The sequence below is a fragment of the Citrobacter sp. RHBSTW-00881 genome (genome assembly GCF_013728515.1).
Taxonomy (GTDB): Bacteria; Pseudomonadota; Gammaproteobacteria; order Enterobacterales; family Enterobacteriaceae; genus Citrobacter; species Citrobacter braakii.
This window is the reverse complement of record NZ_CP056269.1, coordinates 564,894-590,685: the sequence shown is the minus strand read 5'-3', so window position 1 is coordinate 590,685 and position 25,792 is coordinate 564,894. Positions and strand designations below refer to the sequence as shown.

The window sequence follows — 25,792 nt, the reverse complement described above, 5'->3', positions numbered from 1 at the left end:
CCTTCAATCCAAAAATATTATGAAGATAAACAAAAGATATCGGAGATAGAAGTGAAAGAAATAATCTCTCGTCATAAAGCAGGTGAACATTTAGGTATTTGTTCTGTTTGTTCAGCACATCCGTTGGTCATTGAATCCGCATTACGCTTTGATCTCAATACGGACAGTAAAGTTCTGATCGAAGCAACGTCTAATCAGGTTAATCAGTTTGGTGGCTATACCGGGATGAAACCCGCCGATTTCCGTGATTTTGTCTATGGCATCGCACAAGAAATTGGCTTCCCTCGAGAAAGACTGATCCTGGGGGGCGATCACCTCGGCCCTAACTGCTGGCAAAATGAAGTAGCGGCAGAAGCGATGGAGAAATCCGTAGCCTTGATTAAAGCTTACGTCGCCGCAGGATTCAGCAAAATCCATCTTGATGCTTCAATGCCCTGCGCTGACGATCCGACACCGCTAGACCCGATGGTTGTTGCTCAGCGAGCAGCCATACTTTGCCAGGCAGCAGAATCAACAGCAACCGAAGAACAGAAACGCCATCTGACTTACGTGATTGGCACTGAAGTTCCCGTACCTGGTGGAGAAGCCACCACCATCGGTACCGTTCATGTCACACGTGAAGAAGATGCCGCCCGGACACTGGAAACCCATCAGGTTGCCTTCAGTGCATTAGGGCTTGAAGAAGCGTTAACGCGCGTAATCGCCATTGTGGTCCAGCCCGGCGTCGAATTCGATCACACTCAAATTATTCACTATCAGCCACAAGCTGCAAAAGCGCTTTCCGCCTGGATCAAAGAGACCCCAATGGTCTACGAAGCGCATTCTACCGATTATCAAACCCGCCAGGCATACCGTGCGCTGGTACGCGATCACTATGCGATTTTGAAAGTAGGTCCAGCACTCACCTTCGCTCTGCGTGAAGCTATTTTTGCCCTTGCGCAAATGGAAAATGAACTGGTATCTCCGGAGCAAAGAAGCCGGGTATTGGAAGTGATTGACGAAGTTATGTTGAATGAACCGGACTACTGGAAAAAATACTATCGCCCAACCTGGAGTCAGGCGATGGTTGATATTCACTTCAGTCTCTCCGACCGTATTCGTTACTACTGGCCGCATCCCCGCATTCGTCAAAGCGTAGAGAAATTAATAACCAATCTTAATGACGTCGCTTTACCACTGGGGCTAATTAGCCAATTTATGCCCGTGCAATTTGAGCGTCTGTCTGAAGGAACGTTAACCGCGACGCCACACAATCTGATTATCGACAAAATTCAGGACGTTCTGCGCGCCTATCGCTTTGGTTGCGCACCAGCACTTGCCTGAAATCAGGAGAATATATGAGCCAACTTTTTGTCCGAACAGGAATTAACTTTAGCTCGTGTCAGCATGCGCTGACACATATTGGGGAGGAGATGCTGGCCAAAGGGGTCGTGCACGAAAGCTACCCGCAGGCCCTGATTGAGCGTGAAGCAACCTTTCCAACTGGAATAGCGCTGGAACGTCATGCCGTTGCGATTCCACATTGTGAAGCTGTCCATGCTAAATCTCCTGCTATCTATCTGATTCGCCCGGATACACCGGTCAACTTTCAACAAGCGGATGATGATGAAGAGATCGCCGTCTCTTTAATTATCGCCTTAATCGTTGAGAACCCGACGGCACAACTGAAGCTCCTGCGTCGTCTGTTTAGTGAGCTACAAAACCCGAACACCATTGAAGCATTACTGAATGCGCCCGATGCAGAACTGGCAATGCTCTTTCGGGAAAAAATCCTTGAGTCTGAGCTCTGTGCCCAGATTTGATAAAAAACTGATAATAAAAGGAATACCCTATGAAACGTAAAGTAATTGTGGCCTGTGGCGGTGCTGTAGCAACTTCAACAATGGCTGCAGAAGAAATTAAAGAACTCTGTGAAGCCAACAATATACAACTCGACCTGGTTCAGTGTCGTGTAACAGAAATCGAAACCTATATGGACGGCGCAGACCTCATTTGTACCACGGCTCGCGTTGACCGTACATTTGGCGATATCCCGGTGGTTCACGGCATGCCTTTTGTCTCAGGCGTGGGTATCGAAGCATTGCAGCAAAAAATCCTGACCATCCTCGTGGGGTAACGCCATGTTTAGCGAAATAATGCGTTATATCCTCGATTTAGGTCCAACGGTTATGCTGCCGTTAGTGATCATCATCTTCTCAAAATTGCTGGGAATGAAGCTCGGGGATTGTTTTAAATCTGGTCTGCATATCGGGATTGGGTTTGTCGGCATCGGTCTGGTAATCGGCCTGATGCTGGACTCTATTGGACCTGCCGCAAAAGCAATGGCAGAACAGTTTCAAATCAACCTGCACGTCATCGATGTCGGCTGGCCTGGTTCATCACCGATGACCTGGGCTTCACAAATTGCGTTAATTGCGATTCCTGTCGCCATTGGGGTGAATATCCTGATGCTGGTTACCCGCATGACCCGCGTGGTGAATGTCGACATCTGGAATATCTGGCATATGACGTTTACCGGCGCCATGTTGCATCTGGCGACCGGTTCATACTGGTTGGGCATCCTCGGTGTGGTTGTTCATGCCGCCTTCGTCTACAAACTGGGCGACTGGTTTGCCAAAGACACGCGCGACTTTTTTGGCCTGGAAGGCATCGCCATTCCACATGGTTCCTCGGCATATCTGGGCCCGATAGCGGTCCTGGTTGATACGATCATTGAAAAAATCCCAGGTCTGAACCGCATTCATTTCAGTGCGGATGATGTACAAAAACGCTTCGGCCCCTTCGGCGAGCCCGTGACCGTCGGTTTTGTGATGGGGTTAGTGATCGGCATGCTGGCAGGGTATGACGTTAAAGCAGTGCTCCAACTGGCGGTGAAAACAGCTGCCGTTATGTTGCTCATGCCGCGCGTCATTAAACCGATTATGGATGGACTCACTCCCATTGCAAAGCATGCTCGCAAGCGCCTGCAGGCAAAATTTGGTGGCCAGGAGTTCTTGATTGGCCTGGATCCTGCGCTACTGCTCGGCCATACGTCGGTGGTTTCCGCCAGTCTTATCTTTATCCCGCTGACCATTCTGATTGCCGTTCTGGTACCAGGAAACCAGGTTCTGCCATTCGGCGATCTCGCGACCATTGGTTTCTTTGTCGCCATGGCGGTAGCCGTTCATCAGGGAAACCTTTTCCGCACGCTGATCTCCGGCGTCATCATCATGGGTATCACCCTGTGGATAGCCACGCAAACCATTGGTTTACATACCCAGCTAGCCGCCAATGCGGGCGCATTGAAAGCTGGTGGCATGGTGGCTTCAATGGACCAGGGCGGTTCCCCAATCACCTGGCTGCTAATCCAGCTCTTCACCTGGCAGAACGTGGTGGGTTTCATCATTATCGGTGCTATTTACCTGCTGGGTGTACTGCTGACCTGGCGTCGGGCGCGTAATTTCGTGGCGGCTGAAAAAGCGGCAGCCATAACAGAAAGCCAGACCGCATCTTAATTTCTGGGGAGCATTTGCTCCCCTTCACTTTTCTGGAGACACTTATGAAATCAGTGGTTATTCACGCTGAGGGCGACGTACGCGTTGAAGAACGTCCCATACCACAACTACAAACTGATGAAGATGTACTGGTCAAGGTGGTCAGTTCAGGGCTTTGCGGCTCAGATATTCCCCGAGTCTTCAATCATGGCGCTCACTATTATCCAATCACACTTGGGCATGAGTTCAGTGGCTATGTTGAGTCTTACGGCGCGGGCGTAACCGATCTACAACCCGGAGATGCCGTTGCCTGCGTACCGCTGCTCCCCTGCTTCCACTGTCCTCAGTGCGAGCGTGGATATTTCTCATTGTGTAAGCAATATCAGTTTGTCGGATCGCGCAGCGAAGGCGGCAATGCAGAATATGTGGTGGTAAAACGCGCCAACCTGTTCCGCCTGCCTTCAGAAATGCCGATTGATGATGGCGCATTCATTGAGCCCATTACCGTTGGCCTGCATGCTTTTCACCTCGCTCAGGGATGCGAAGGCAAAAACGTGATCATCGTTGGTGCAGGTACTATCGGTTTACTGGCAATGCAATGTGCTCGCGAACTCGGCGCAAAAAGCATCACGGCGATTGATATCAACCCGCAGAAGCTGGCGTTAGCAAAAGAACTGGGGGCAACCTATGTGTTTAACAGTAGGGAGATGACTGCGACCGAGATCCACTCCAGTCTGGAGAACATTCAATTTGACCAACTCATCCTGGAGACTGCGGGAACCCCACAAACTGTTACTCTGTCGATCGAAATTGCCGGACCTCGCGCTCAACTGGCATTAGTCGGTACGCTGCATCACGATCTGGCGCTAGCTTCAGGTGTTTTTGGGCAAATATTGCGTAAAGAGTTAACCATCCTTGGCAGTTGGATGAACTATTCCAGCCCATGGCCTGGAGAAGAGTGGGAAACCGCTGCCCGTTTACTCACGGAGAAACGCTTACAGCTTGAGCCGTTAATTGCCCACAGTGGTGATGCCGACAGCTTTGCCAGCGCAGTCAAGTCACTCAATGGCGCGCCGATGCAGGGGAAAATTCTGCTCAAACTCTCCTGACCCAACGAGCCAGCAACCTGCGCTGGCTCACATTTACTTTCGAAATTTAGCGTTCACCTTTCGCAATCCTTCGATTAAACTAGTGGCAGTCAAATTATCAGGCAAATCAATATGAACTCATTTGAGAGAAGGAATAAAATTGTCGACCTGATTAATACGCAAGGTAGCGTACTGGTAATGGATCTTTCGAATACCTTTGGTATTTCTGAAGTAACCATTCGCGCTGACCTGCGGTTATTAGAAGAGAAGGGTCTGGTCACCCGTTTTCATGGCGGTGCGGCAAAACCAGGAAGCCATCTGGCTGAAGGTGACAATCAGGAAGTATTATTAGAAGACCGGTATCAGCTTGCCAGCGATCCCAAAAAGCGGATCGCTCAGGCTGCAACGGCAATGGTCGAGGAAGGAATGACCGTGATTCTGGATAGCGGAAGCACGACCTTACTGATCGCTGAGGCGCTAAACCGAAAAAGTAATATCACAGTTATTACCAATAGCCTGCCCGCTGCGTTTACGTTATCGGAAAACAAAGACATTACGCTGGTCGTCTGCGGCGGCACGGTGCGTCACAAAACTCATTCAATGCATGGCACTATCGCTGAACGTTCCCTTCAAGGGATAAGCGCAGACCTGATGTTCGTTGGCGCCGACGGGATTGATGCCACTAATGGTATAACGACATTCAACGAAGGCTATTCGATTAGTAGCGTGATGGCTGCTGCGGCACATAAGGTTATTGCCGTACTGGATGCAACAAAATTTAACCGACGAGGTTTTAATCAGGTACTTCCAATGGAGAAGATTAACTGCGTAATAACCGACGACAGTATCAGCAAACAGGATAAATCAGCGCTGGCCAAAACAGGGGTTGAACTGCTGGTCGTTTAAATTACCCTCCATAGCCCCCCTTTCGTCGCGCCAACGCGTTGCAGTTTGCCTTTTAGCTGCAACGCTTTCAGATAGCGTTCTACAGTTCGGGCTGAGATTTCACACTCATCAGCGATACTTTTGGCGGATCTGCCTGGCTGATTCGACAAGATTTGTAGTATGCGTTTTTCAATATCCAGTAAATCAGGCGACATTTCTTCCGACATTTCTTCCGACATTTCTTCCGACAGGGCTGATGATTTCCCCAATCCCTCTTGCAAAGCAGAGATGATGTTTTCAAGGATAAATTCTATAAATGGCGTGCAGCTACTTTGCCGATCGCACTGCCCTAACACCTGGTAGTAGCGATCCTGTTGGTAGTGGATCAGTGTCTCTACTGGTAACCACGCCAATTCCGATCGCCACTCACGGAGGATTAATGTCTGCCACAACCGGCCCATCCGTCCATTGCCGTCGGCAAAAGGATGAATGAATTCAAATTCATAATGGAAAATAGCACCAGCAATCAGTGGGTGGAGCTCTGTCGTTTTTAACCAGCCCAGTAGGTCATTCATCAATCGAAGAACTTGTGACGCCGGTGGGGCCATATGGATAAGCTGTTTCTCCCTGTAAACACCGACATTGCCGGTTCGCAATTGACCCGGGTTATCGACAAGCCCCATCATCAGGATTTGATGTGCCTGTAAAAGATCGGAGAGTCTTTCACTTTTCCACTCTGACATTTTTTCATAGGCCAGAATCGCATTTCTGACTTCCTGTATATCTTTAGCCGGAGCCAGAATACGTTTCCCCTCCATCAGAGCGGTGACTTGTTCCGTAGTCAACGAATTATGCTCAATCGCTAAAGAGGCCTGAATAGTGCGAATACGATTCTCTTTGCGCAAAAGAGGAGATGCCCTACCAGCCATCGCCGCCCAATTTCCCATCAACTCCCCAATTTCAATGACTTGATTGAGGATCAATGGAGTGATGACGAAAGGTGGTTGGTAGGTGCTCACCGTTACTCCCCCTGCTGTTCCAGCGCGTACTTATACAGCGCATTCTTCTTCACGCCGTGGATCTCAGCGGCCAGTGCGGCGGCCTTTTTCAGCGGCAGCTCTGCCTGCAATAAGGCCAGCGTACGCAGCGCATCAGCCGGAAGGTCGTCTTCTTGCGCTTTGTGTCCTTCGACAATCAGCACCATTTCGCCTTTACGACGATTTTCATCTTCCTTGACCCACGCCAGCAGTTCGCCGACCGGAGCACCGTGAATAGTTTCCCAGGTTTTGGTCAACTCACGCGCCAACACCACGTAGCGGGATTCGCCCCAGACGGCAACCATGTCTTCCAGGCTATCCAGCAAACGGTGGGTGGATTCATAAAAAATAAGCGTACGCGGTTCAGCCTCAATGGCTTTCATCGCATCACGACGCCCTTTCGATTTGGCAGGCAGAAAACCTTCATAGCAAAAGCGGTCTGAAGGCAGACCTGCAGCGCTCAGGGCAGCAATCGCCGCGCAAGGGCCTGGCAGGGGAACAACGCGGATCCCTGCTTCGCGACAGGTCCGTACCAGATGGTAGCCAGGATCGTTAATCAGCGGCGTTCCGGCATCGGAAACCAGCGCAATGTTTTGCCCTTCTTTAAGCTTCGCCACCAGCGTTTCGGCCTTTTGCTGCTCGTTGTGATCATGTAAAGCGAACAAACGCGCGTTAATCGCGAAGTGTTGTAACAAGAGTCCTGTATGACGAGTGTCTTCAGCGGCAATCAAATCAACGGCTTGTAAAACTTCGAGCGCTCGTTGGGTAATATCAGCCAAATTTCCTATAGGAGTAGGTACAATAAAGAGTTGGCCTTGAGAATTATCCGCCGATTCGTGTTGTTTCATTGTGTCGTCCGTATTGCCGATTTAATATTGAGCATTGAGTAAAAAAATATCACTGGATACAGTATGGTACCCTCAACATTTTCTCGTTTGAAAGCCGCACGCGCGCTACCAGTCATTCTGGCAGCACTGATTTTTGCAGGCTGTGGCACCCAGGCGCCAGACCAGAGTGCAGCCCATATGCAGGGCACTGCGCAGGCTGATTCCGGCTTTTATCTGCAACAAATGCAGCAAAGCTCAGATGATAGCAAGACCAATTGGCAATTACTCGCCATTCGTGCACTGCTGAAAGAAGGCAAGAGCCAGCAGGCTATCGAGCTGTTCAACCAGCTACCACAGAAGCTAAGCGATACCCAGCGTCGTGAGCAGTCACTGCTGGCCGTCGAAATTAAGCTCACGCAGAAAGATGTCGCTGGCGCACAGGCCCTGCTGGATAAGCTAACCCCCGCCGATTTTGATCAAAACCAGCAGGTGAGATACTGGCAGGCGCAAATCGACGTCAACCAGGGTCGTCCATCGCTGACGCTACTGCGCGCCCTGATCGCCCAGGAACCGCTGCTGGCCACGAACGCTAAGCAGAAAAACATGGATGCTACCTGGCTGGCGCTGTCATCCATGACCCAGGAGCAAGCGCAGGCGTTGGTCATCAATGCGGATGAAAACGTGCTGCAAGGCTGGTTAGATCTCCAGCGCGTCTGGTTCGATAACCGTAACGATCCAGACATGATGAAAGCCGGTATTGCTGACTGGCAGAAACGTTATCCACAAAACCCGGGGGCAAAACTGTTGCCAACGCAGTTGGTTAACGTGCAGAGCTTTAAACCCGCTTCCACCAGCAAAATTGCTCTGCTGCTGCCGCTGAACGGTCAGGCCGCTGTATTTGGCCGTACTATTCAGCAAGGCTTTGAAGCTGCGAAAAATATGGGTACTCAACCCGTAGCGGACCCTGCTGTTGCCGCGCCTGCTGCGGATACAGCGGCTGCGACGACCACGGAACAGCCGCAAACGACTGACGGTGTTGCCAGCCCGGCTCAGGCGTCAGTAAGCGATCTGACCAACGAGACGCCAGCACAGCCAGAAGCTACAGCCCCACAGCCAACAGCGCCTGCGCAGCCAACAACCGCCAGCGCACCAGCGAATCCGTCCGCGGAGCTGAAAATCTACGACACGTCATCACAGCCACTGAATCAGATCCTGACTCAGGTTCAGCAGGATGGCGCCAGCATCGTGGTTGGCCCACTGTTGAAGAACAATGTTGAAGAGCTGATGAAAAGCAACACGCCATTAAACGTCCTGGCGCTTAATCAGCCGGAGTCGGTGAAAAACCTGCCGAACGTCTGCTACTTCGCTCTGTCGCCAGAAGATGAAGCGCGCGACGCAGCACGCCACATTCGCGATCAAGGAAAACAGACGCCGCTGTTGTTGATCCCGCGGAGTTCGTTAGGCGATCGCGTTGCCAACGCCTTTGCACAGGAGTGGCAAAAACTGGGTGGCGGCGTGGTGCTGCAGCAGAAGTTCGGCTCCACCGCTGAGCTGAAAATGGGCGTCAACGGCGGCTCGGGGATCTCCCTGACGGGCAGCCCGGTCGCCTCTTCTGTACCCGCGCAGCCTGGCGTGACGATTGGCGGTCTGACCATTCCGGCAGCACCTACCGATGCGCAAATCACCGGCGGCAGCGGTCGTGTTGATGCCGTATATATTCTGGCAACGCCGGAAGAAATTGCATTTATAAAGCCGATGATCGCCATGCGCAACGGTAGCCAGAGCGGTGCCACGCTGTACGCCAGCTCCCGTAGCGCGCAGGGAACTGCCGGCCCGGATTTCCGTCTGGAGATGGAAGGCTTGCAATACAGCGAAATTCCGATGCTGGCAGGCGCTAACGCCCCTCTCATGCAGCAGGCGCTGGGCGCGGTTCGTAACGACTACTCGCTGGCGCGTATGTACGCGATGGGCGTCGATGCCTGGTCGCTTGCCAACCACTTCTCGCAAATGCGTCAGGTGCAGGGTTTCGAAATTAACGGCAACACCGGAGCCTTAACCGCAACGCAGGATTGTGTGATTAACAGGAAGTTATCATGGCTCAAATACCAGCAAGGACAAGTCGTCCCCGCCAGTTAACGAGTAAACAGACCGGTGACGCGTGGGAATCCACCGCGCGTGACTGGCTGCAGAGCAAGGGACTGCATTTTATCGCCGCCAACGTGCATGAGCGTGGCGGCGAAATCGACCTGATAATGCGTGAAGGCAACACCACCGTATTTGTTGAGGTTCGCTATCGGCGCTCAGCCCAGTTTGGCGGTGCAGCGGCGAGTGTGACCCGGAGCAAACAACACAAATTATTACAGACTGCCCGCTTGTGGCTTGCGCGCCACAATGGAAGTTTTGATACTGTGGATTGCCGGTTCGATGTGTTAGCCTTCACCGGAAATGATGTTGAGTGGTTTAAGGACGCGTTCAACGACCGCTCATAGTTGAAGATTCAGAGCCTGGTTCTTAAGGATTAGCGTGTTAGATAGAATTAAAGTCTGCTTTACAGAAAGCATTCAAACTCAGATAGCTGCGGCTGAAGCACTTCCGGATGCGATCTCCCGTGCAGCCATGACGCTGGTTCAGTCCCTGCTCAATGGCAACAAAATTCTCTGTTGTGGTAATGGGACGTCCGCTGCCAACGCACAGCATTTTGCTGCCAGCATGATCAATCGTTTTGAAACAGAGCGCCCAAGTTTACCTGCGATTGCACTAAATACTGATAATGTGGTCTTAACTGCGATTGCCAACGATCGCCTGCACGACGAAGTTTATGCAAAACAAGTCCGTGCGCTGGGACATGCAGGGGATGTTCTGCTGGCAATCTCTACGCGTGGTAATAGCCGCGATATCGTAAAAGCCGTTGAAGCCGCCGTGACACGCGACATGACAATTGTCGCACTGACCGGGTATGACGGAGGGGAGCTGGCCGGGTTACTGGGGCCGCAGGATGTTGAAATCCGTATCCCTTCACACCACAGCGCCCGCGTTCAGGAAATGCATATGCTGACGGTCAACTGCCTTTGCGATCTCATCGATAACACGCTTTTCCCTCACCAGGATGATTAAGGAGTACACATGAAGGCATTTTCGCCGCTTGCTGTGATTATCGCTGCCCTGCTACTGCAAGGCTGTGTCGCTGCCGCCGTTGTCGGAACTGCTGCTGTCGGCACCAAAGCCGCGACGGATCCTCGCAGTGTTGGCACCCAGGTAGATGACGGAACCCTGGAATTACGCGTCAATACCGCGTTGTCGAAAGATGCCCAGATCAAGAAAGAGGCGCGTATCAACGTGAGCGCGTATCAGGGTAAAGTGCTGCTGGTCGGTCAGTCGCCAAATAGCGAACTGTCTGCGCGAGCAAAACAGATTGCGATGGGCGTAGAAGGTACCACTGAGGTCTTTAACGAGATCCGTCAGGGTCAGCCAATCGGGCTGGGCGATGCGTCTAACGATACCTGGATAACCACTAAAGTACGTTCCCAGTTGCTGACCAGCGATCAGGTGAAATCCTCTAACGTGAAAGTCACCACCGAAAACGGGGAAGTGTTCCTGTTGGGTCTGGTGACTGAACGTGAAGCGAAGGCTGCGGCAGACATCGCCAGCCGGGTAAGCGGCGTGAAACGCGTCACGACGGCTTTTACGTTTATTAAGTAAGACTGCTACAAATGCCGGATGGGGACGCCAGAGCGTCCTCTCCGGCATTTTATTTGGCTCTTTCGCGCAGTTCGGAAGAGGTCAGGATCGAAACGCCTTCATGTCCAGGCGCCAGTGCCTCCGCCAGCATAGCCCGGGCTACATCACGCGCCTCAATCGACTTCCAGTTCCCCGGCAGCAGCCGAAATAACGGCGCTAAAAACCTCTCATTCGCCCGCTGTTTATCCCGCTCTCCGAGTAACATTGAAGGCCGAACAATCGTCAGCCGCGGCCAATTTTGCGCGATCAGCGCCTGCTCCATTTCCCCTTTCACCCGGTTATAAAAAAACGGTGAATTGGCATTGGCCCCCATCGAACTGACCACCAGCATATGCTGAGCGCCCAACCGACGCCCCGTCAGGGCCGTGTCCACCACCAGAGTATAGTCAGCATGGATAAACGCTTCTTTGCTACCCGCTTCACGCCGGGTGGTTCCCAGACAACAAAAGACAATATCTACCGGATCGGTGACCTGCGCCAGCGCATCGGTTAGCTGCGGATCATAGGGATTATAGACGCCAGCCGTATCAGCCAGCGGTCGACGCGTCGGCGCCGTGATGGCATTGACCCGGGGTTCATTGAGCAGCATACGCAGCAAATTTCCGCCTACCAGCCCCGTTGCGCCTGTTATTAATACCTGACTCATCGCTAATCTTCCCCTGACTCTTTAATCACTCTATTAACTATAGATCACGTTGCCAGTGCATTTTTTTGCCAAAGCCCAGCGTGTTGTCCGTGAATTTGACTTCATCCAGTCGAATCTCCCATACGGGCGCTGGCAGCATTCTGGCGACCGGGAAACGGCGGTTGTAGGCGTTACGCGCGGCTTCACTCTCCTGCCCTTCAAGACGCCGGATTTCCCCTTTAAACTGTACGCCGCGAATCAGGGCGACCGTTTTGGGCTGACCATTTACCGTGCCGGCAATCGGCGCGCGCGGCCCGGACATCTGCGCATGGCGCGTTTTTTCTTCGGTCAGCACATAGAACACCATCTTCTGCGCATCAAACAGGTAAAACGCATTGGCGCACCATAATTCACCGTCATGATGTACACACCAGGTCACGACGTGCTGCTTTGCCAGCCAGCGGGTCACCGCAGTCAGTGTTTCCATTTCTGTTCTCTTTTATACTGTAGGCCTGAAAATTATCACGTCGATGGTGACAATGACACCCTGGTATCTGTACCTGATCCGTACTGCGGACAACGCCTTATACACCGGAATAACCACCGATGTGCAGCGCCGCTATAAGCAGCATCAAAGTGGGAAAGGCGCGAAGGCGCTGCGCGGAAAGGGGGAACTCACGTTGGCATTTGCGGCTCAGGTCGGCGACCGTTCGCTGGCCCTGCGCTTAGAATATCGCGTCAAACAGCTTACAAAGCGGCAGAAAGAGCGCCTTGTTGAAGGCGAAGGGCTTGAGGCACTACTGAGCAGCCTGCAAACCCCCGGCGCTTAAAAACGATTGAAGTAGTCGTGGTATTCCACAAGGCCCGTCACACCCTCCAGCGCATCGTCCGCCAGGCGATGAACCTGGAACGCGCTTTCGGTACCCGGCCAGCGGCAACGCAGGTCATGATGGGCAGCCAGCTCAAAACCAAAGCGGCTGTACAGCGCCGGATCGCCCAGCGTAACCACCGCGGCGTAACCAAACTCGTTCAGGGAATCGAGTCCTTCATAGACCAGCTGACGCGCCAGGCCCTGCCCACGGTAGTTTTCATCCACCGCGAGCGGCGCCATGCCTACCCATTGCAGGTCTTCGCCCTGGACATCGACAGGGCTGAACGCGACGTAACCCACTACCTGACCTTCGTCATCGGTAGCAACCAGACCCAGCGTTATGAAACCGTCTTCACGCAGGTCGTGCACTAATTTCGCTTCCGCATCGCTCTCAAATGAACGACGCAGCAATGCATCAATACCTGGGGCATCAATGGGAATTTCAACTCGAATCAGCATGGCTCACCTACCGAAGTCTGTTTGGTTTCTGGCGACGTTTTCATCCCCGCCTCAACAAAATCCGCCAACTGCATCAGCATGACGCGCAACGCTTTAGGCATCTGATCCAGTTCGATGGCGTCCATCAGATTTTTTACATACAGCCCTAATTCTGTATCACCTTCAATCACCAGGCGACGCTGGAAGAACAGCGTATCCGGATCCTGCTTACGCGCCGCGATCATCAGGAGATCGCTGGCATCCGCGCTAAAACTCACATCCGCCTCTGCATTCTGGCTGACGATAAGTTTATCGTTCTCAACAGAGGTATACCATTTAAGGCCAATGTCACGCACATGAATGCTCAGCCAGCGACCGTCGAGAAACTCCAGCTCCCCATCGGCCAGCGCCTGACTAAACTGCCAGCTCAGGACCTGCTCCAGAACCTGGCGCTTCAGCGCAAAGGGCGTCAGTTTAACCGGTACACTCATCAGAGAAGGACCAAAATGTACTAAGCGTGAACGCAGTTTATCCAACACGAGCTTTACTCCCTGTTTCAATTATCCTGCTATTTTGCCATATCAAATAAACGACATAGCGGCATAAATCAACAATTCGCTACGAAATTGTTACCTCTTATTGGTATCACCAATACGACTTTAACTGCCTCAAATCAAAAATTGTCTCAGCAAGGTTAACTAAAATCCCTCTTCGTTAACATTTCTGCGCCCTTTACGGCGCAACGTTCAGGATAAATTATGGAGCTGCTCTGCCCTGCCGGAAACCTCCCGGCGCTTAAGGCGGCCATCGAGAACGGCGCTGATGCGGTCTACATCGGGCTGAAAGATGATACCAACGCCCGTCATTTCGCCGGCCTTAATTTTACCGAGAAAAAATTGCAGGAAGCGGTGAGTTTTGTCCATCAGCACCGCCGTAAGCTGCACATCGCGATTAACACCTTTGCGCATCCGGATGGTTACGCGCGCTGGCAACGTGCCGTAGATATGGCGGCGCAACTGGGTGCGGATGCGCTGATCCTCGCCGACCTCGCCATGCTTGAGTATGCCGCAGAGCGCTACCCGCATATTGAGCGTCATGTCTCTGTTCAGGCATCCGCAACCAATGAAGAGGCGATTAATTTCTATCATCGCAACTTTGATGTCGCCCGCGTGGTACTGCCGCGCGTACTGTCTATTCACCAGGTGAAGCAGCTCGCTCGCGTCACGCCAGTTCCCCTGGAAGTGTTCGCCTTTGGCAGTCTGTGCATTATGGCGGAAGGCCGCTGCTATCTTTCATCCTATCTGACGGGCGAGTCTCCTAATACGGTTGGCGCCTGCTCTCCTGCCCGTTTTGTTCGCTGGCAGCAGACCCAACAAGGGCTGGAATCCCGTCTTAATGAAGTGCTGATCGACCGCTATCAGGACGGAGAAAACGCCGGTTATCCGACGCTGTGTAAAGGCCGCTATCTGGTTGATGGCGAGCGCTATCATGCGCTGGAAGAACCCACCAGCCTGAATACGCTGGAGCTGCTGCCAGAACTGCTGGCGGCCAATATTGCCTCGGTGAAAATCGAAGGGCGTCAGCGTAGCCCGGCCTACGTCAGCCAGGTGGCGAAAGTGTGGCGCCAGGCGATCGACCGCTGTATGGCCGACCCGCAAAACTACGCCCCACAGGCCGCGTGGATGGAAACGCTCGGTTCAATGTCCGAAGGCACGCAGACCACGCTTGGCGCGTATCACCGTAAATGGCAGTGAGAGAAGCAATGAAATATTCCTTAGGGCCGGTGCTGTGGTACTGGCCGAAAGAAACGCTGGAAGATTTTTATCAGCAGGCCGCCACCAGCCAGGCCGACGTTATCTATCTTGGCGAAGCGGTGTGCAGTAAACGCCGCGCTACCAAAGTAGGCGACTGGATCGATATGGCGAAATCGCTCGCTGGCAGCGGTAAACAGGTGGTGCTGTCAACGCTGGCGCTGGTGCAGGCCTCCTCTGAGCTGGGAGAACTGAAGCGCTATGTCGAAAACGGCGACTTCCTGCTGGAAGCCAGCGATCTCGGCGTGGTAAACATGTGTGCCGAGCGTAAGCTGCCGTTTGTCGCCGGGCATGCGCTCAACTGCTACAACGCGGTAACCCTGCGTTTGCTGCTCAGGCAGGGCATGGTGCGCTGGTGTATGCCGGTAGAACTGTCCCGTGACTGGCTGGTCAATCTGCTTAACCAGTGTGAAGAGCTGGGTATTCGCAATCAGTTTGAAGTAGAGGTGCTGAGCTACGGGCATCTGCCGCTGGCGTACTCTGCCCGCTGCTTTACCGCACGCTCTGAAGACCGTCCAAAAGATGAGTGTGAAACCTGCTGCATCAAATACCCGAATGGGCGCGATGTGCTGTCGCAGGAGAATCAGCAGGTCTTTGTCCTCAACGGCATCCAGACCATGAGCGGCTATGTTTACAACCTCGGCAACGAGCTGACATCGATGCAGGGTCTGGTTGATATTGTGCGTCTGTCCCCTTCAGGCAGCGACACGTTCGCCATGCTCGATGCCTTCCGCGCCAATGAAAATGGCACTGCCCCATTACCGCTTGCTGCCCACAGCGACTGCAACGGCTACTGGAAACGGCTGGCAGGTCTTGAACTACAGCCGTGATTAATAGCTCACTTTGTTAACAACATTCGCTAATCTTTAATGCAGTATTAAAAGATTAACCGGTAACAAAGTGAGCCGTTATGACTGACAAAACTATTCCGTTCTCGGTGCTGGATCTGGCGCCGATCCCTGAAGGATCTTCGGCAAAAGAGGCCTTCACACACTCGCTTGATCTCGCTCGACTGGCCGAAAAGCGCGGCTACCACCGCTACTGGCTGGCAGAACATCACAACATGACCGGCATCGCCAGCGCTGCGACCTCTGTGCTGATTGGCTATCTGGCGGCCAATACCACCACGCTGCATCTTGGTTCTGGCGGCGTTATGCTGCCCAACCATTCGCCGCTGGTGATCGCCGAGCAGTTCGGTACCCTGAATACGCTGTATCCGGGACGAATCGATCTCGGGCTTGGCCGCGCGCCGGGTAGCGACCAACCGACCATGCGCGCGTTGCGCCGCCATATGAGTGGTGATATCGATAACTTCCCGCGCGACGTAGCTGAACTGGTGGACTGGTTCGACGCCCGCGATCCAAATCCTCATGTACGTCCGGTTCCCGGCTACGGCGAGCAGATCCCGGTCTGGTTATTAGGCTCCAGCCTGTACAGCGCACAGCTGGCAGCCCAGCTCGGCCTGCCATTTGCCTTCGCCTCGCACTTTGCTCCGGATATGTTGCATCAGGCGCTGCATCTGTATCGCACCCAGTTCAAGCCCTCAGCGCGTCTGGCAAAGCCGTATGCAATGGTGTGCATCAACATCATTGCCGCCGACAGCAACCGCGATGCCGAATTTCTTTTCACCTCAATGCAGCAGGCGTGTGTGAAACTGCGTCGTGGCGAAACCGGCCAGCTACCGCCACCGGTAGAGAATATGCATCAGCTGTGGTCCGCTTCCGAGCAGTACGGCGTACAACAGGCTCTGAGCATGTCGCTGGTTGGTGATAAAGCGAAAGTGCGACACGGTCTCGACGCCATTTTGCGTGAAACCCAGGCCGATGAAATTATGGTTAACGGCCAGATTTTTGATCATCAGGCACGTCTACATTCGTTTGACCTGGCGATGCAGGTGAAAGAAGAGTTGGTGGGGTAATCGTTGTTTTGCCCGGTGGCGCTTCGCTTACCGGGCTTACGAGATCGTATAGGCCGGATAAGGCGCAACCGCCATCCGGCACTAAAAGGTTACTGGTACACAGGCAACAAATTCACGCTCGACAGAATATGGATAACCGCGTTGCCGATGCCGAATACCAGGATCAGCGCAATCATCGGCTTGCCGCCCCAGACACGGAATTTCGGGCTGCCGAAACGCTCGCGGGATTTACGGGCCAGCAGCGCCGGAACAATGGCGGCCCAGATGGTCGCGGCAAGCCCTGCATAGCCAATGGCGTACAGGAAACCGTTCGGCCACAACAGGCCACCGACAATCGGCGGGACAAACGTCAGCAATGCCGTTTTAAAACGTCCCATTGCCGAGTCATCAAAGCCAAACAGATCCGCCAAATAGTCAAACAGACCGAGCGTGACCCCGAGGAATGAACTCGCCACCGCAAAGTTGGAGAACACCACCAGCAGCAGATCCAGACTGCGGCTGTTCAGCACGCCGCTCAGCGCCTGTACCAGCACATCAATGTTACCACCCTGCTGCGCAATACCGATAAATTCCGGACGCGGGATGTTACCCATCGTCCCCAGCAACCATACGGTATACAGCACCAGCGCCAGCAGCGTGCCGTACACCAGGCACTTAACGATGGTCTTCGGATCTTTGCCGTAATACTTCATCAGGCTCGGGACGTTGCCGTGATAGCCGAATGAGGCCAGGCAGAACGGTAACGTCATCAGCAGGTACGGCGTATACGAAGCGTTGCTCTGCGCCACGTTAAACAGCGTCGTGGGCGTAACATGCCCCAGCAGACTGCCGAAGGTCAGGAAAAAAGTAATCACCTTCGCGCCCAGCACAATCGCCGTCATGCGGCTAACCGCTTTGGTGCTTAACCACACCACGAACGCCACCAGCAGCGCAAAACCAAGACCCGCCGCACGCGCCGGAACGTTCAGCGACATCTCCGAGAAGGTGTGATGCAGGATCGAACCGCTCGCCGAGATATACGCATAGGTAAGGATATAGAGAACGAAAGCAATCGAGATGCCGTTCACAACGTTCCAGCCTTTGCCCAGCAGATCTTTCGTGATGGTGTCAAAGCTGGAACCAATGCGGTAATTGAGGTTAGCTTCAAGGATCATCAGTCCGGAGTGCAGCATGCAAAACCAGGTGAAGATCAGCGCCGCCATTGACCAGAAGAACCACGCCCCGGACATGACCACTGGCAGAGAAAACATCCCTGCGCCAATAATGGTGCCGCCGATGATCACCACGCCGCCAAGCAGCGAAGGTGACGTTTGGGTGGTGGTTAGTGTTGCCATTTAGCCATCTCTCCAGTCATTTATATTGTGACTACATTTCAATGTGCTGCACTGTACCAGTACACGAGTACAAATGAAATAAAAAAAGCCCCGATTGTTGAGATCGGGGCTGTATATTTTACTTTACGGTATTAAACCGTAATTTCGCATGGATTACGCATCACCACCGAAACGACGACGACCAGCGGAATCATCACGACGCGGAGCAGAAGAATCGTCACGACGCGGACCGCGGTTGCCTTCACGACGTTCGCCGCTGAAACGACGACCTTCGCTACGACCGCCTTCACGACGCTCGCCGCTGAAACCACGACCTTCGCCACGACCGCCTTCACGACGCTCACCGCTGAAACGGCCACCGCCACGACGCTCACCACCGGTGTGCGGAACTGCATCGCCAACCAGCTGCATGTTCATCGGCTTGTTCAGGATGCGAGTACGGGTAAAGTGCTGCAGCACGTCGCCCGGCATACCTTTCGGCAGCTCGATGGTAGAGTGGGAAGCAAACAGCTTGATGTTACCGATGTAACGGCTGCTGATATCGCCTTCGTTAGCAATCGCACCAACGATATGACGGACTTCAACACCGTCATCACGGCCCACTTCAATGCGGTACAGCTGCATATCGCCAACGTCACGACGTTCACGACGCGGACGGTCTTCACCACCACGCTCATTACGGTCACCACGCGGGCCACGATCGTTGCGGTCACGCGGACCACGATCGTCACGGTCGCGGAATTCGCGTTTCGGACGCATCGGCGCATCTGGCGGTAGGATCAGCGGACGTTCGCCCTGAGCCATTTTCAGCAGAGCGGCTGCCAGCGTTTCGATATCCAGTTCTTCTTCCGGCTGCATTTTCGCCAGCAGAGCACGGTACTGATCCAGATCGCTGCTTTCCTGCTGCTGCTGTACTTTAGCGGCGAATTTTTCCAGACGGCGTTTGCCCAGCAGGTCTGCGTTCGGCAGTTCTACTTCCGGAATAGTCAGCTTCATGGTGCGTTCGATGTTACGCAGCAGACGACGCTCACGGTTCTCAACGAACAGCAGCGCGCGACCCGCACGGCCCGCACGACCGGTACGGCCGATACGGTGAACGTAAGATTCGGAATCCATCGGGATGTCGTAGTTAACAACCAGGCTGATACGCTCAACGTCCAGGCCACGGGCCGCAACGTCGGTAGCAATCAGAATATCCAGACGGCCATCTTTCAGACGCTCCAGAGTCTGCTCACGCAGGGACTGGTTCATGTCGCCGTTCAGTGCAGCGCTGCTATAACCGCTACGCTCCAGCGCTTCTGCCACTTCCAGGGTCGCATTTTTGGTACGAACGAAGATAATCGCCGCATCAAAGTCTTCTGCTTCCAGGAAACGCACCAGCGCTTCATTTTTACGCATGCCCCAGACGGTCCAGTAGCTCTGGCTGATGTCAGGACGGGTAGTTACGCTGGACTGAATGCGTACTTCCTGCGGCTCTTTCATAAAGCGGCGGGTAATACGACGAATCGCTTCCGGCATAGTCGCGGAGAACAGAGCGGTCTGATGACCTTCCGGGATCTGCGCCATGATGGTTTCAACGTCTTCGATGAAGCCCATACGCAGCATTTCATCCGCTTCGTCCAGTACCAGACCGCTCAGTTTGGAGAGGTCCAGAGTACCGCGCTTCAGGTGATCCAGCAGACGGCCCGGCGTACCGACAACGATCTGTGGTCCCTGACGCAGGGCACGTAATTGCACGTCATAACGCTGGCCGCCGTACAGGGCAACCACGTTCACGCCGCGCATGTGTTTAGAAAAATCCGTCATGGCTTCTGCAACCTGAACCGCCAGTTCGCGGGTCGGTGCCAGCACCAGAATCTGAGGTGCCTTCAGCTCAGGATCAAGATTGTTGAGCAGCGGTAAAGAGAACGCTGCAGTTTTGCCGCTACCCGTCTGGGCCATACCCAGAACATCGCGGCCGCCCAGCAGATGCGGAATGCACTCTGCCTGGATTGGAGATGGTTTTTCGTAACCCAGATCGGTAAGGGCTTCAAGGATAGGAGCCTTCAGGCCCAGATCTGCAAAAGTGGTTTCGAATTCAGCCATGTAGTACGTGTGCCTCAAAATTAATGGCGGCCAGTCTACATAACTCATCATGAAATTGATCTGCAATTTTCATTGAAAAGTGTGAACCGGCTCAAAGTAGGTGTATTAACGAACAACAACGCCCTCACCCGTGAAGGTGATGGCAATCAAAAAAGATTACGGGCTGATGTGTACGTCAGCTATTGCTGGTCCGATTCTGCCAGGTCATCTTGGTCCTGGCCCAGGAGCGATAATTCCAACAATGCGTATCGGTGCTCAACAAAGTTATGAACGTTGTTAGCCACCGCCAGTTTGAACAATGCCGTAGCGTTGTCCAAATCCCCCAGACTTAGGTAGTACTTACCTAAATAGAAGTTGGTTTCACTGAGATGCTCAGCGAGCGAGGTGTTATCCGTTGCGTCCGCCTTTAGGCGTTCCATCAGCGTTGCTTCGCTAATGTTGCCCAGGTAGAACTCGACAATGTTCCATCCCCATTGCTCTTTATCCGATTTCTCAAAGCGTTGCTTTAACGCTTCTTTAGCCTGCTTCTCATCGAGCTTCTGCTCGGCGAGATAAAGCCACAGACTACGGAAAGGATCATTGGGATCGTCTTGATAAAACGCTAGCAGATCATCTTGCGCTAACTTGTCGCGACCGCCGTAATACAATGCGATACCGCGATTTAAGTGCGCGTAGTTGTAAGTTGGATCAAGCTCAAGTACAGAATCAAACGCTTCATAGGCAGCATCAAAATTGCCTGCCTGCGTTAAATATATACCTAAGTAATTGAATACTTCAGGCATATCTGGTCGGATTGCCAGCGCTTGTGAAAAATCATTTCGCGCCAGTGCCCTCAGACCGAGACTATCATACAACACTCCGCGCTCATATAAAAGCTGTGCGCGTTCGTCATCGGTTAAAGCCCGACTGGCAAGAATTTGTTCCATACGTGCCAGAATCACTTCCTGCTGCAAAGTCGGTTGCAATGGTACTGCGAGGACTTCACTCTTACGCCAGGCGGAATTACTGCATCCAGCCAGCGTGAGTGCTGTCGCAACGAAACACCAGCGCAAAAAAGGCTTCATTTCCCACTCCCGAAGACAACGATTGAATGAACGTCCAGGTTCCCCGGTTGCTAACAAGGCGTCCTGCCGGGTTAAAAGCCCTCCGCTTTCACGGAGGGCAATGGCAACCTTACTCGCCCTGGCTTGCCGGAGCTTCCGGTTCGCCTGCAGGCTGAGACTGCTCAGTTGCTTCTTTAATGCTCAGACGTACACGGCCCTGGCGATCTACTTCCAGAACTTTGACCGGTACTTCCTGGCCCATCTGCAGGTAATCGGTCACTTTCTCAACGCGTTTGTCAGCGATCTGAGAGATGTGTACCAGACCTTCTTTACCGCCACCAATGGCAACAAATGCGCCAAAGTCAACGATACGGGTCACTTTACCATTGTAGATACGGCCTACTTCGATCTCTGCGGTGATCTCTTCGATACGACGGATAGCATATTTCGCTTTCTCGCCGTCGGTCGCAGCAATCTTCACAGTACCATCATCTTCAATTTCAATGGTGGTGCCGGTTTCTTCGGTCAGAGCACGGATAACAGAACCGCCTTTACCGATAACGTCTTTGATCTTGTCCGGGCTGATCTTGATGGTGTGGATACGCGGGGCGAACTGAGAAATGTCACCACGCGGTGCGTTGATCGCTTGTTCCATCACACCCAGGATGTGCAGACGCGCACCTTTAGCCTGGTTCAGAGCAACCTGCATGATCTCTTTGGTGATACCTTCAATTTTGATATCCATCTGCAGTGCAGAGATACCGTCGCGGGAACCCGCCACTTTGAAGTCCATATCGCCCAGGTGGTCTTCGTCGCCCAGGATGTCAGACAGAACAACAAAGTTGTCGCCTTCTTTCACCAGACCCATCGCGATACCCGCAACGGCAGCTTTGATCGGCACGCCTGCGTCCATCAGCGCCAGAGAAGCACCACATACGGAAGCCATGGAAGAAGAACCGTTAGATTCGGTGATTTCAGAAACCACACGTACGGTGTACGGGAATTTATCCAGTTCCGGCATCACTGCCAGTACGCCACGCTTCGCCAGACGACCGTGACCAATCTCACGACGCTTCGGAGAACCGACCATACCGGTTTCACCTACGCAGTACGGAGGGAAGTTGTAGTGGAACAGGAAGTTGTCAGTACGCTCGCCCATCAGCTCGTCAAGGTTCTGCGCATCACGAGTGGTGCCCAGGGTCGCAGTAACCAGCGCCTGAGTTTCACCACGGGTGAACAGTGCGGAACCGTGGGTACGCGGCAGAACGCCAGTACGCACGTCCAGACCACGGATCATGTCTTTTTCACGACCATCGATGCGCGGCTCGCCTGCCAGTACGCGGCTGCGAACAACATTTTTCTCGATAGCGTGCAGGATTTCACCCAGTTCGTTAGCGTCCAGGGTTTCGTCTTCAGCCACCAGAGTCGCGATGGTTTCAGATTTGATCACGTCAACCTGAGCGTAACGCTCTTGTTTGTCAGTGATACGGTAAGCATCGCTCAGACGAGCTTCTGCCAGTGCGGCAACGCGTGCGTTCAGCGCTTCGTTGACGGCTTCTGGCTGCCAGTCCCAACGCGGTTTGCCAGCTTCTTTCGCCAGCTCGTTGATAGCCTGAATAACAACCTGCTGCTGTTCGTGGCCGAATACTACAGCGCCCAGCATCTGGTCTTCGCTCAGCAGTTCAGCTTCGGATTCAACCATCAGTACGGCAGCTTCAGTACCAGCAACAACCAGGTCCAGCTTGCTTTCTTTCAGTTCGTCCTGAGTCGGGTTCAGTACGTACTGGTCATTGATGTAACCAACACGTGCAGCACCGATCGGGCCGTTGAACGGGATACCAGACAGAGTCAGCGCAGCAGATGCACCAATCATTGCCACGATATCCGGGTTAACCTGCGGGTTAACGGAAACAACGGTCGCGATAACCTGAACTTCGTTAACGAAGCCTTCCGGGAACAGCGGGCGAACCGGGCGGTCAATCAGACGCGCGATCAGAGTTTCGCCTTCACTCGGACGGCCTTCACGACGGAAGAAGCTACCCGGGATACGGCCAGCAGCGTAGGTACGCTCCTGATAGTTAACGGTCAGTGGGAAAAAGTCCTGGCCTGGTTTCGCTTTTTTCTGGCCAACAACGGTAACGAATACCGCAGTGTCATCCATGCTAACCATAACAGCGGCAGTCGCCTGACGCGCCATCATGCCGGTTTCCAGCGTAACGGTATGCTGACCGTACTGGAATTTACGAACGATCGGATTAAGCAAATTAATATCCTTTCTCTATTTTTTGACGGCACATTTTTGCGCCATCGTTAATACCCGATCTTCTGCGCATCCTCGCGACTAATGACAACCCTAACCCATAAGCATGAGTAAAGCCTCTCATTAGCCGCGCGAACCTCTGCAACGGAAGATCATTCATAGCAACAATACATTAGTTTCCAGCGAATTGCTGCCATCTGCTGGAAAAAAGGGGCCATGAAGGCCCCCTCTTTCTGAAACTCGAAAGAATTAGCGACGCAGACCCAGACGCTCGATCAGCGCGGTGTAACGTGCAACATCTTTACGTTTCAGGTAGTCGAGCAGTTTACGACGCTGAGAAACCATGCGCAGCAGACCACGACGGCTGTGGTGATCTTTTTTGTGCTCTGCAAAGTGGCCCTGCAGGTGGTTAATCTGTGCAGTCAACAGAGCAACCTGAACATCGGTAGAACCGGTGTCGTTTGCATCACGACCAAACTCAGAAACGATTTTAGCGGTAGCTTCAGTACTTAGAGACATTTTAAAACTCCAAAGTGTTAAGAATGAAAGGATGCCGATCTCTAATTCAGCTATCCCAGTGTATACACGCCTTCTTCAAACTGACCCTGCGCTGGCTGTGTCCGCTCACCTCGGTCACTTACCTGAGTAAGCTCCTGAGGATCCTCAGACCTGCTGCCTTGATGCAGCTCGAATGATTTTGTGTACACGCCACGCAGATTGTTAAACAATTTACGCGACGTTAAGCGGCAGTATTCTACTCGCAGCGCCCTTTTATCGCAAGACAGAGAGCGCTATGCAGGATACTCAACCACCAGGCGACGAGGGGCGACACGACCTTCATCGTCAATCTCCCCCATGCCGATAAACTTGCCGTCATCGCCTTCCGTCACGCGCACCAACCCTTCCAGCGGCACACCTGACGTCCGTACCGGGTTACCATTTTTAAAGTAAACCGACGATGTTAAAGGCAAATTAACAACAGGGTAGTCCGATGCAGGACTGTCCATTGGCATCAGCAAAGGATCCAGCAACTGCGCCGCCGGAATGTTCTGCTGTTCGGCCTGTTCAACCAGCTCATGCAGATGTTCCAGCGTAACCATACGATCCACCGGATACTTACTGACCGTCAGACGACGCAGATACGTTACGTGCGCGCCGCAGCCCAGCTTCTCACCGAGATCGTCAACGATGGTGCGAATATAAGTGCCTTTGGAGCAGTGAACTTCCAGCTCCAGCTCGTTACCTTCGTGGCGAATAAACAGCAGCTCATAGACGGTAATCGGGCGCGCTTCACGCGGCACTTCAATGCCCTGACGCGCATATTCGTACAGCTTTTTACCCTGGTACTTCAGCGCCGAATACATTGACGGAATCTGCTCGATATCGCCGCGGAAAGTCTCCAGCGCGCTGGCAAGCTGCTCTGCGCTGAAGGTTACCGGACGCTCCTGCACGATTTGCCCATCGGCATCGGAGGTGTCGGTACGCTGGCCCAGACGGGCAACCACACGATAGCGTTTGTCAGAATCCAGCAAATACTGGGAAAACTTAGTCGCTTCACCGAGGCAGATAGGCAGCATGCCTGTCGCCAGCGGATCCAGCGCGCCGGTATGTCCCGCGCGGTTGGCATTGTAGATGCGCTTTACTTTTTGCAGTACGTCATTGCTGGACATGCCCTGCGGCTTATCCAGCAGCAGAACACCGTGAATGTCGCGACCACGACGACGAGGACGACTCATCAGTCCTCCTTGCTGTCGTCCGCTGGGTTCACACGACGCTCATCGTCATGTTTCACCACGCTGGTCACCAGGTTGGACATGCGCATTCCTTCAACTAACGAATTGTCGTAGAAGAAGGTCAGCTCAGGCACGATACGCAGACGCATTGCTTTACCCAGCAAAGAGCGGATAAAACCAGAGGCTTCCTGCAGTGCCTTAATGCCGTTTTTCACGGCAGCTTCGTCCTGATCGTTGAGGAAAGTCACGAACACTTTAGCGTATGCCAGGTCTCGGGACATCTCAACACCCGATACGGTGGTCATCATACCAACACGCGGGTCTTTGATTTCGCGTTGCAGGATGAGTGCGATTTCTTTCTGCATCTCCTGCGCGACACGCTGTGGGCGACCAAATTCTTTCGCCATAATAAATTCTCCAGAATAAAGACAAAAAAGGGGCCATAAGCCCCTTTTTAAATTTCTTGCCGGGTGGCGCTTCGCTTCCCCAGCCTACACTTAATCATCTTCTAAGGATTTTGGGTTGCAGCAAGGCGGCAAACTCGTAAATCCCCGGGAGCATAGATAACTATGTGACCGGGGTGATCGAGCGCAGCTAACGCAGTTGCGGCCCAAAAGACGACGAAG

27 protein-coding genes and 1 pseudogene are annotated in these 25,792 nt (G+C 53.2%); 14 read left to right on the top strand and 14 right to left on the bottom strand.

The annotated features are described in order from the left end of the window. Window positions 1-51: 51 nt before the first annotated feature. The 6 genes from gatZ (at window position 52) to HV311_RS02905 (ending at window position 5,467) form a co-directional block, all read left to right on the top strand. Window positions 52-1,323 (top strand): tagatose-bisphosphate aldolase subunit GatZ, encoded by a 1,272-nt coding sequence (gatZ, locus tag HV311_RS02930; RefSeq protein WP_191220691.1) that lies wholly within the window; start codon window positions 52-54, stop codon window positions 1,321-1,323. A 14-nt stretch (window positions 1,324-1,337) separates the two neighbouring features. Then, the gene (gatA, locus tag HV311_RS02925; protein WP_019077770.1) at window positions 1,338-1,802 is read left to right on the top strand and encodes a PTS galactitol transporter subunit IIA; all 465 of its coding nucleotides are present in this window, start codon (window positions 1,338-1,340) and stop codon (window positions 1,800-1,802) included. A 29-nt stretch (window positions 1,803-1,831) separates the two neighbouring features. Then, the gene (gene gatB / locus HV311_RS02920) at window positions 1,832-2,116 is read left to right on the top strand and encodes a PTS galactitol transporter subunit IIB (protein WP_003828616.1); all 285 of its coding nucleotides are present in this window, start codon (window positions 1,832-1,834) and stop codon (window positions 2,114-2,116) included. Between the two features lie 4 nt (window positions 2,117-2,120). Then, a complete protein-coding gene (locus HV311_RS02915) occupies window positions 2,121-3,494 on the top strand; it encodes a galactitol-specific PTS transporter subunit IIC (RefSeq protein WP_016154648.1) in 1,374 nt (457 codons plus the stop codon). Between the two features lie 44 nt (window positions 3,495-3,538). Further along, window positions 3,539-4,582 carry a galactitol-1-phosphate 5-dehydrogenase gene (gene gatD, locus HV311_RS02910; protein WP_191220690.1) on the top strand — a complete coding sequence of 348 codons (1,044 nt, stop codon included), beginning with the start codon at window positions 3,539-3,541 and terminating at the stop codon, window positions 4,580-4,582. A 111-nt stretch (window positions 4,583-4,693) separates the two neighbouring features. Continuing rightward, complete coding sequence (locus tag HV311_RS02905; RefSeq protein ID WP_003828620.1) at window positions 4,694-5,467, top strand: DeoR/GlpR family DNA-binding transcription regulator; 774 nt, start codon at window positions 4,694-4,696, stop codon at window positions 5,465-5,467. On the opposite strand, the gene HV311_RS02900 is transcribed toward HV311_RS02905, so the two are convergent. Next, window positions 5,464-6,465: a Fic family protein gene (locus HV311_RS02900; RefSeq protein ID WP_191220689.1), complete on the bottom strand. Its 1,002-nt coding sequence runs from the start codon at window positions 6,463-6,465 to the stop codon at window positions 5,464-5,466. The genes HV311_RS02905 and HV311_RS02900 overlap by 4 nt on opposite strands. A gap of 2 nt (window positions 6,466-6,467) precedes the next feature. Continuing rightward, the gene (gene rsmI, locus HV311_RS02895) at window positions 6,468-7,331 is read right to left on the bottom strand and encodes a 16S rRNA (cytidine(1402)-2'-O)-methyltransferase (protein ID WP_016154652.1); all 864 of its coding nucleotides are present in this window, start codon (window positions 7,329-7,331) and stop codon (window positions 6,468-6,470) included. Window positions 7,332-7,394: 63 nt separating this feature from the next. On the opposite strand from rsmI, the gene HV311_RS02890 reads away from it, so the two are divergent. The 4 genes from HV311_RS02890 to dolP are packed head-to-tail and all read left to right on the top strand — an operon-like array spanning window position 7,395 to window position 11,009. Next, window positions 7,395-9,446 carry a penicillin-binding protein activator gene (locus HV311_RS02890; protein ID WP_191220688.1) on the top strand — a complete coding sequence of 684 codons (2,052 nt, stop codon included), beginning with the start codon at window positions 7,395-7,397 and terminating at the stop codon, window positions 9,444-9,446. Beyond that, on the top strand, window positions 9,404-9,799 hold the full coding sequence (locus HV311_RS02885) for a YraN family protein (protein ID WP_019077774.1): 396 nt from the start codon (window positions 9,404-9,406) through the stop codon (window positions 9,797-9,799). The genes HV311_RS02890 and HV311_RS02885 overlap by 43 nt, the downstream gene beginning before the upstream one ends. Window positions 9,800-9,833: 34 nt before the next feature. Next, window positions 9,834-10,424, top strand: coding sequence for a DnaA initiator-associating protein DiaA (gene diaA / locus HV311_RS02880; RefSeq protein ID WP_003024948.1), 591 nt, complete (start codon window positions 9,834-9,836; stop codon window positions 10,422-10,424). A gap of 9 nt (window positions 10,425-10,433) precedes the next feature. Next, on the top strand, window positions 10,434-11,009 hold the full coding sequence (gene dolP / locus HV311_RS02875; protein WP_003024954.1) for a division/outer membrane stress-associated lipid-binding lipoprotein: 576 nt from the start codon (window positions 10,434-10,436) through the stop codon (window positions 11,007-11,009). A gap of 49 nt (window positions 11,010-11,058) precedes the next feature. Here dolP and HV311_RS02870 read toward each other — a convergent pair whose 3' ends face one another. Continuing rightward, complete coding sequence (locus HV311_RS02870; protein ID WP_016154656.1) at window positions 11,059-11,694, bottom strand: NAD(P)H-binding protein; 636 nt, start codon at window positions 11,692-11,694, stop codon at window positions 11,059-11,061. Window positions 11,695-11,731: 37 nt separating this feature from the next. Beyond that, window positions 11,732-12,160, bottom strand: a complete 429-nt coding sequence (locus HV311_RS02865) for a YhbP family protein (RefSeq protein ID WP_016157562.1) — start codon at window positions 12,158-12,160, stop codon at window positions 11,732-11,734. 43 nt (window positions 12,161-12,203) lie between these two features. Here HV311_RS02865 and HV311_RS02860 point away from each other — a divergent pair. Next, window positions 12,204-12,513 (top strand): annotated as a pseudogene (locus HV311_RS02860) (GIY-YIG nuclease family protein). On the opposite strand, the gene HV311_RS02855 reads toward HV311_RS02860, so the two are convergent. Together HV311_RS02855 and ubiT are read right to left on the bottom strand one after the other, a co-directional pair. Next, the gene (locus tag HV311_RS02855; protein ID WP_016157563.1) at window positions 12,500-13,003 is read right to left on the bottom strand and encodes a GNAT family N-acetyltransferase; all 504 of its coding nucleotides are present in this window, start codon (window positions 13,001-13,003) and stop codon (window positions 12,500-12,502) included. The pseudogene HV311_RS02860 and the gene HV311_RS02855 overlap by 14 nt on opposite strands. After that, window positions 12,997-13,521 (bottom strand): ubiquinone anaerobic biosynthesis accessory factor UbiT, encoded by a 525-nt coding sequence (gene ubiT, locus HV311_RS02850; protein WP_016154660.1) that lies wholly within the window; start codon window positions 13,519-13,521, stop codon window positions 12,997-12,999. Before ubiT ends, HV311_RS02855 begins: the two co-directional genes overlap by 7 nt. 219 nt (window positions 13,522-13,740) lie before the next feature. On the opposite strand from ubiT, the gene ubiU reads away from it, so the two are divergent. The 3 genes from ubiU to HV311_RS02835 all read left to right on the top strand — a co-directional run bounded on the left by ubiU (window position 13,741) and on the right by HV311_RS02835 (window position 16,711). After that, a complete protein-coding gene (ubiU, locus tag HV311_RS02845) occupies window positions 13,741-14,736 on the top strand; it encodes a ubiquinone anaerobic biosynthesis protein UbiU (protein ID WP_016154661.1) in 996 nt (331 codons plus the stop codon). A gap of 8 nt (window positions 14,737-14,744) precedes the next feature. Beyond that, on the top strand, window positions 14,745-15,623 hold the full coding sequence (locus HV311_RS02840) for a U32 family peptidase (protein WP_019077776.1): 879 nt from the start codon (window positions 14,745-14,747) through the stop codon (window positions 15,621-15,623). Window positions 15,624-15,703: 80 nt separating this feature from the next. Beyond that, complete coding sequence (locus HV311_RS02835) at window positions 15,704-16,711, top strand: luciferase-like monooxygenase (RefSeq protein ID WP_191220687.1); 1,008 nt, start codon at window positions 15,704-15,706, stop codon at window positions 16,709-16,711. 89 nt (window positions 16,712-16,800) lie between these two features. Here the strand turns inward: HV311_RS02835 and mtr are convergent, their stop codons facing one another. The 8 genes from mtr to rbfA all read right to left on the bottom strand — a co-directional run bounded on the left by mtr (window position 16,801) and on the right by rbfA (window position 25,573). Then, on the bottom strand, window positions 16,801-18,045 hold the full coding sequence (mtr, locus tag HV311_RS02830; RefSeq protein WP_016154664.1) for a tryptophan permease: 1,245 nt from the start codon (window positions 18,043-18,045) through the stop codon (window positions 16,801-16,803). A 153-nt stretch (window positions 18,046-18,198) separates the two neighbouring features. Then, window positions 18,199-20,130 carry a DEAD/DEAH family ATP-dependent RNA helicase gene (locus HV311_RS02825; protein ID WP_191220686.1) on the bottom strand — a complete coding sequence of 644 codons (1,932 nt, stop codon included), beginning with the start codon at window positions 20,128-20,130 and terminating at the stop codon, window positions 18,199-18,201. After that, window positions 20,123-20,203, bottom strand: a complete 81-nt coding sequence (gene yrbN, locus HV311_RS02820; protein ID WP_010723222.1) for a protein YrbN — start codon at window positions 20,201-20,203, stop codon at window positions 20,123-20,125. Before yrbN ends, HV311_RS02825 begins: the two co-directional genes overlap by 8 nt. A gap of 106 nt (window positions 20,204-20,309) precedes the next feature. Beyond that, complete coding sequence (nlpI, locus tag HV311_RS02815) at window positions 20,310-21,194, bottom strand: lipoprotein NlpI (RefSeq protein ID WP_003024982.1); 885 nt, start codon at window positions 21,192-21,194, stop codon at window positions 20,310-20,312. A gap of 109 nt (window positions 21,195-21,303) precedes the next feature. Beyond that, window positions 21,304-23,436, bottom strand: a complete 2,133-nt coding sequence (gene pnp / locus HV311_RS02810) for a polyribonucleotide nucleotidyltransferase (protein ID WP_008785911.1) — start codon at window positions 23,434-23,436, stop codon at window positions 21,304-21,306. Between the two features lie 246 nt (window positions 23,437-23,682). Next, window positions 23,683-23,952: a 30S ribosomal protein S15 gene (rpsO, locus tag HV311_RS02805; protein WP_000059465.1), complete on the bottom strand. Its 270-nt coding sequence runs from the start codon at window positions 23,950-23,952 to the stop codon at window positions 23,683-23,685. A gap of 272 nt (window positions 23,953-24,224) precedes the next feature. Then, on the bottom strand, window positions 24,225-25,169 hold the full coding sequence (gene truB, locus HV311_RS02800; protein WP_047413954.1) for a tRNA pseudouridine(55) synthase TruB: 945 nt from the start codon (window positions 25,167-25,169) through the stop codon (window positions 24,225-24,227). Continuing rightward, window positions 25,169-25,573 carry a 30S ribosome-binding factor RbfA gene (gene rbfA / locus HV311_RS02795; protein ID WP_003024988.1) on the bottom strand — a complete coding sequence of 135 codons (405 nt, stop codon included), beginning with the start codon at window positions 25,571-25,573 and terminating at the stop codon, window positions 25,169-25,171. The genes truB and rbfA overlap by 1 nt, the downstream gene beginning before the upstream one ends. Window positions 25,574-25,792 lie beyond the last annotated feature (219 nt).

What these genes read in the sequence shown, in the direction of transcription:
- dolP (WP_003024954.1), top strand. Translation starts at nt 10,434, where the DNA reads ATGAAGGCATTTTCGCCGCTTGCTGTGATTATCGCTGCCCTGCTACTG.
- HV311_RS02905 (WP_003828620.1), top strand. Translation starts at nt 4,694, where the DNA reads ATGAACTCATTTGAGAGAAGGAATAAAATTGTCGACCTGATTAATACG.
- HV311_RS02870 (WP_016154656.1), bottom strand. Translation starts at nt 11,694, where the DNA reads ATGAGTCAGGTATTAATAACAGGCGCAACGGGGCTGGTAGGCGGAAAT.
- HV311_RS02865 (WP_016157562.1), bottom strand. Translation starts at nt 12,160, where the DNA reads ATGGAAACACTGACTGCGGTGACCCGCTGGCTGGCAAAGCAGCACGTC.
- HV311_RS02885 (WP_019077774.1), top strand. Translation starts at nt 9,404, where the DNA reads ATGGCTCAAATACCAGCAAGGACAAGTCGTCCCCGCCAGTTAACGAGT.
- rbfA (WP_003024988.1), bottom strand. Translation starts at nt 25,573, where the DNA reads ATGGCGAAAGAATTTGGTCGCCCACAGCGTGTCGCGCAGGAGATGCAG.
- truB (WP_047413954.1), bottom strand. Translation starts at nt 25,169, where the DNA reads ATGAGTCGTCCTCGTCGTCGTGGTCGCGACATTCACGGTGTTCTGCTG.
- HV311_RS02835 (WP_191220687.1), top strand. Translation starts at nt 15,704, where the DNA reads ATGACTGACAAAACTATTCCGTTCTCGGTGCTGGATCTGGCGCCGATC.
- HV311_RS02915 (WP_016154648.1), top strand. Translation starts at nt 2,121, where the DNA reads ATGTTTAGCGAAATAATGCGTTATATCCTCGATTTAGGTCCAACGGTT.
- gatA (WP_019077770.1), top strand. Translation starts at nt 1,338, where the DNA reads ATGAGCCAACTTTTTGTCCGAACAGGAATTAACTTTAGCTCGTGTCAG.
- rsmI (WP_016154652.1), bottom strand. Translation starts at nt 7,331, where the DNA reads ATGAAACAACACGAATCGGCGGATAATTCTCAAGGCCAACTCTTTATT.
- nlpI (WP_003024982.1), bottom strand. Translation starts at nt 21,194, where the DNA reads ATGAAGCCTTTTTTGCGCTGGTGTTTCGTTGCGACAGCACTCACGCTG.
- rpsO (WP_000059465.1), bottom strand. Translation starts at nt 23,952, where the DNA reads ATGTCTCTAAGTACTGAAGCTACCGCTAAAATCGTTTCTGAGTTTGGT.
- HV311_RS02890 (WP_191220688.1), top strand. Translation starts at nt 7,395, where the DNA reads ATGGTACCCTCAACATTTTCTCGTTTGAAAGCCGCACGCGCGCTACCA.
- HV311_RS02825 (WP_191220686.1), bottom strand. Translation starts at nt 20,130, where the DNA reads ATGGCTGAATTCGAAACCACTTTTGCAGATCTGGGCCTGAAGGCTCCT.
- mtr (WP_016154664.1), bottom strand. Translation starts at nt 18,045, where the DNA reads ATGGCAACACTAACCACCACCCAAACGTCACCTTCGCTGCTTGGCGGC.
- gatB (WP_003828616.1), top strand. Translation starts at nt 1,832, where the DNA reads ATGAAACGTAAAGTAATTGTGGCCTGTGGCGGTGCTGTAGCAACTTCA.
- HV311_RS02840 (WP_019077776.1), top strand. Translation starts at nt 14,745, where the DNA reads ATGAAATATTCCTTAGGGCCGGTGCTGTGGTACTGGCCGAAAGAAACG.
- gatD (WP_191220690.1), top strand. Translation starts at nt 3,539, where the DNA reads ATGAAATCAGTGGTTATTCACGCTGAGGGCGACGTACGCGTTGAAGAA.
- HV311_RS02855 (WP_016157563.1), bottom strand. Translation starts at nt 13,003, where the DNA reads ATGCTGATTCGAGTTGAAATTCCCATTGATGCCCCAGGTATTGATGCA.
- ubiU (WP_016154661.1), top strand. Translation starts at nt 13,741, where the DNA reads ATGGAGCTGCTCTGCCCTGCCGGAAACCTCCCGGCGCTTAAGGCGGCC.
- yrbN (WP_010723222.1), bottom strand. Translation starts at nt 20,203, where the DNA reads ATGAAAATTGCAGATCAATTTCATGATGAGTTATGTAGACTGGCCGCC.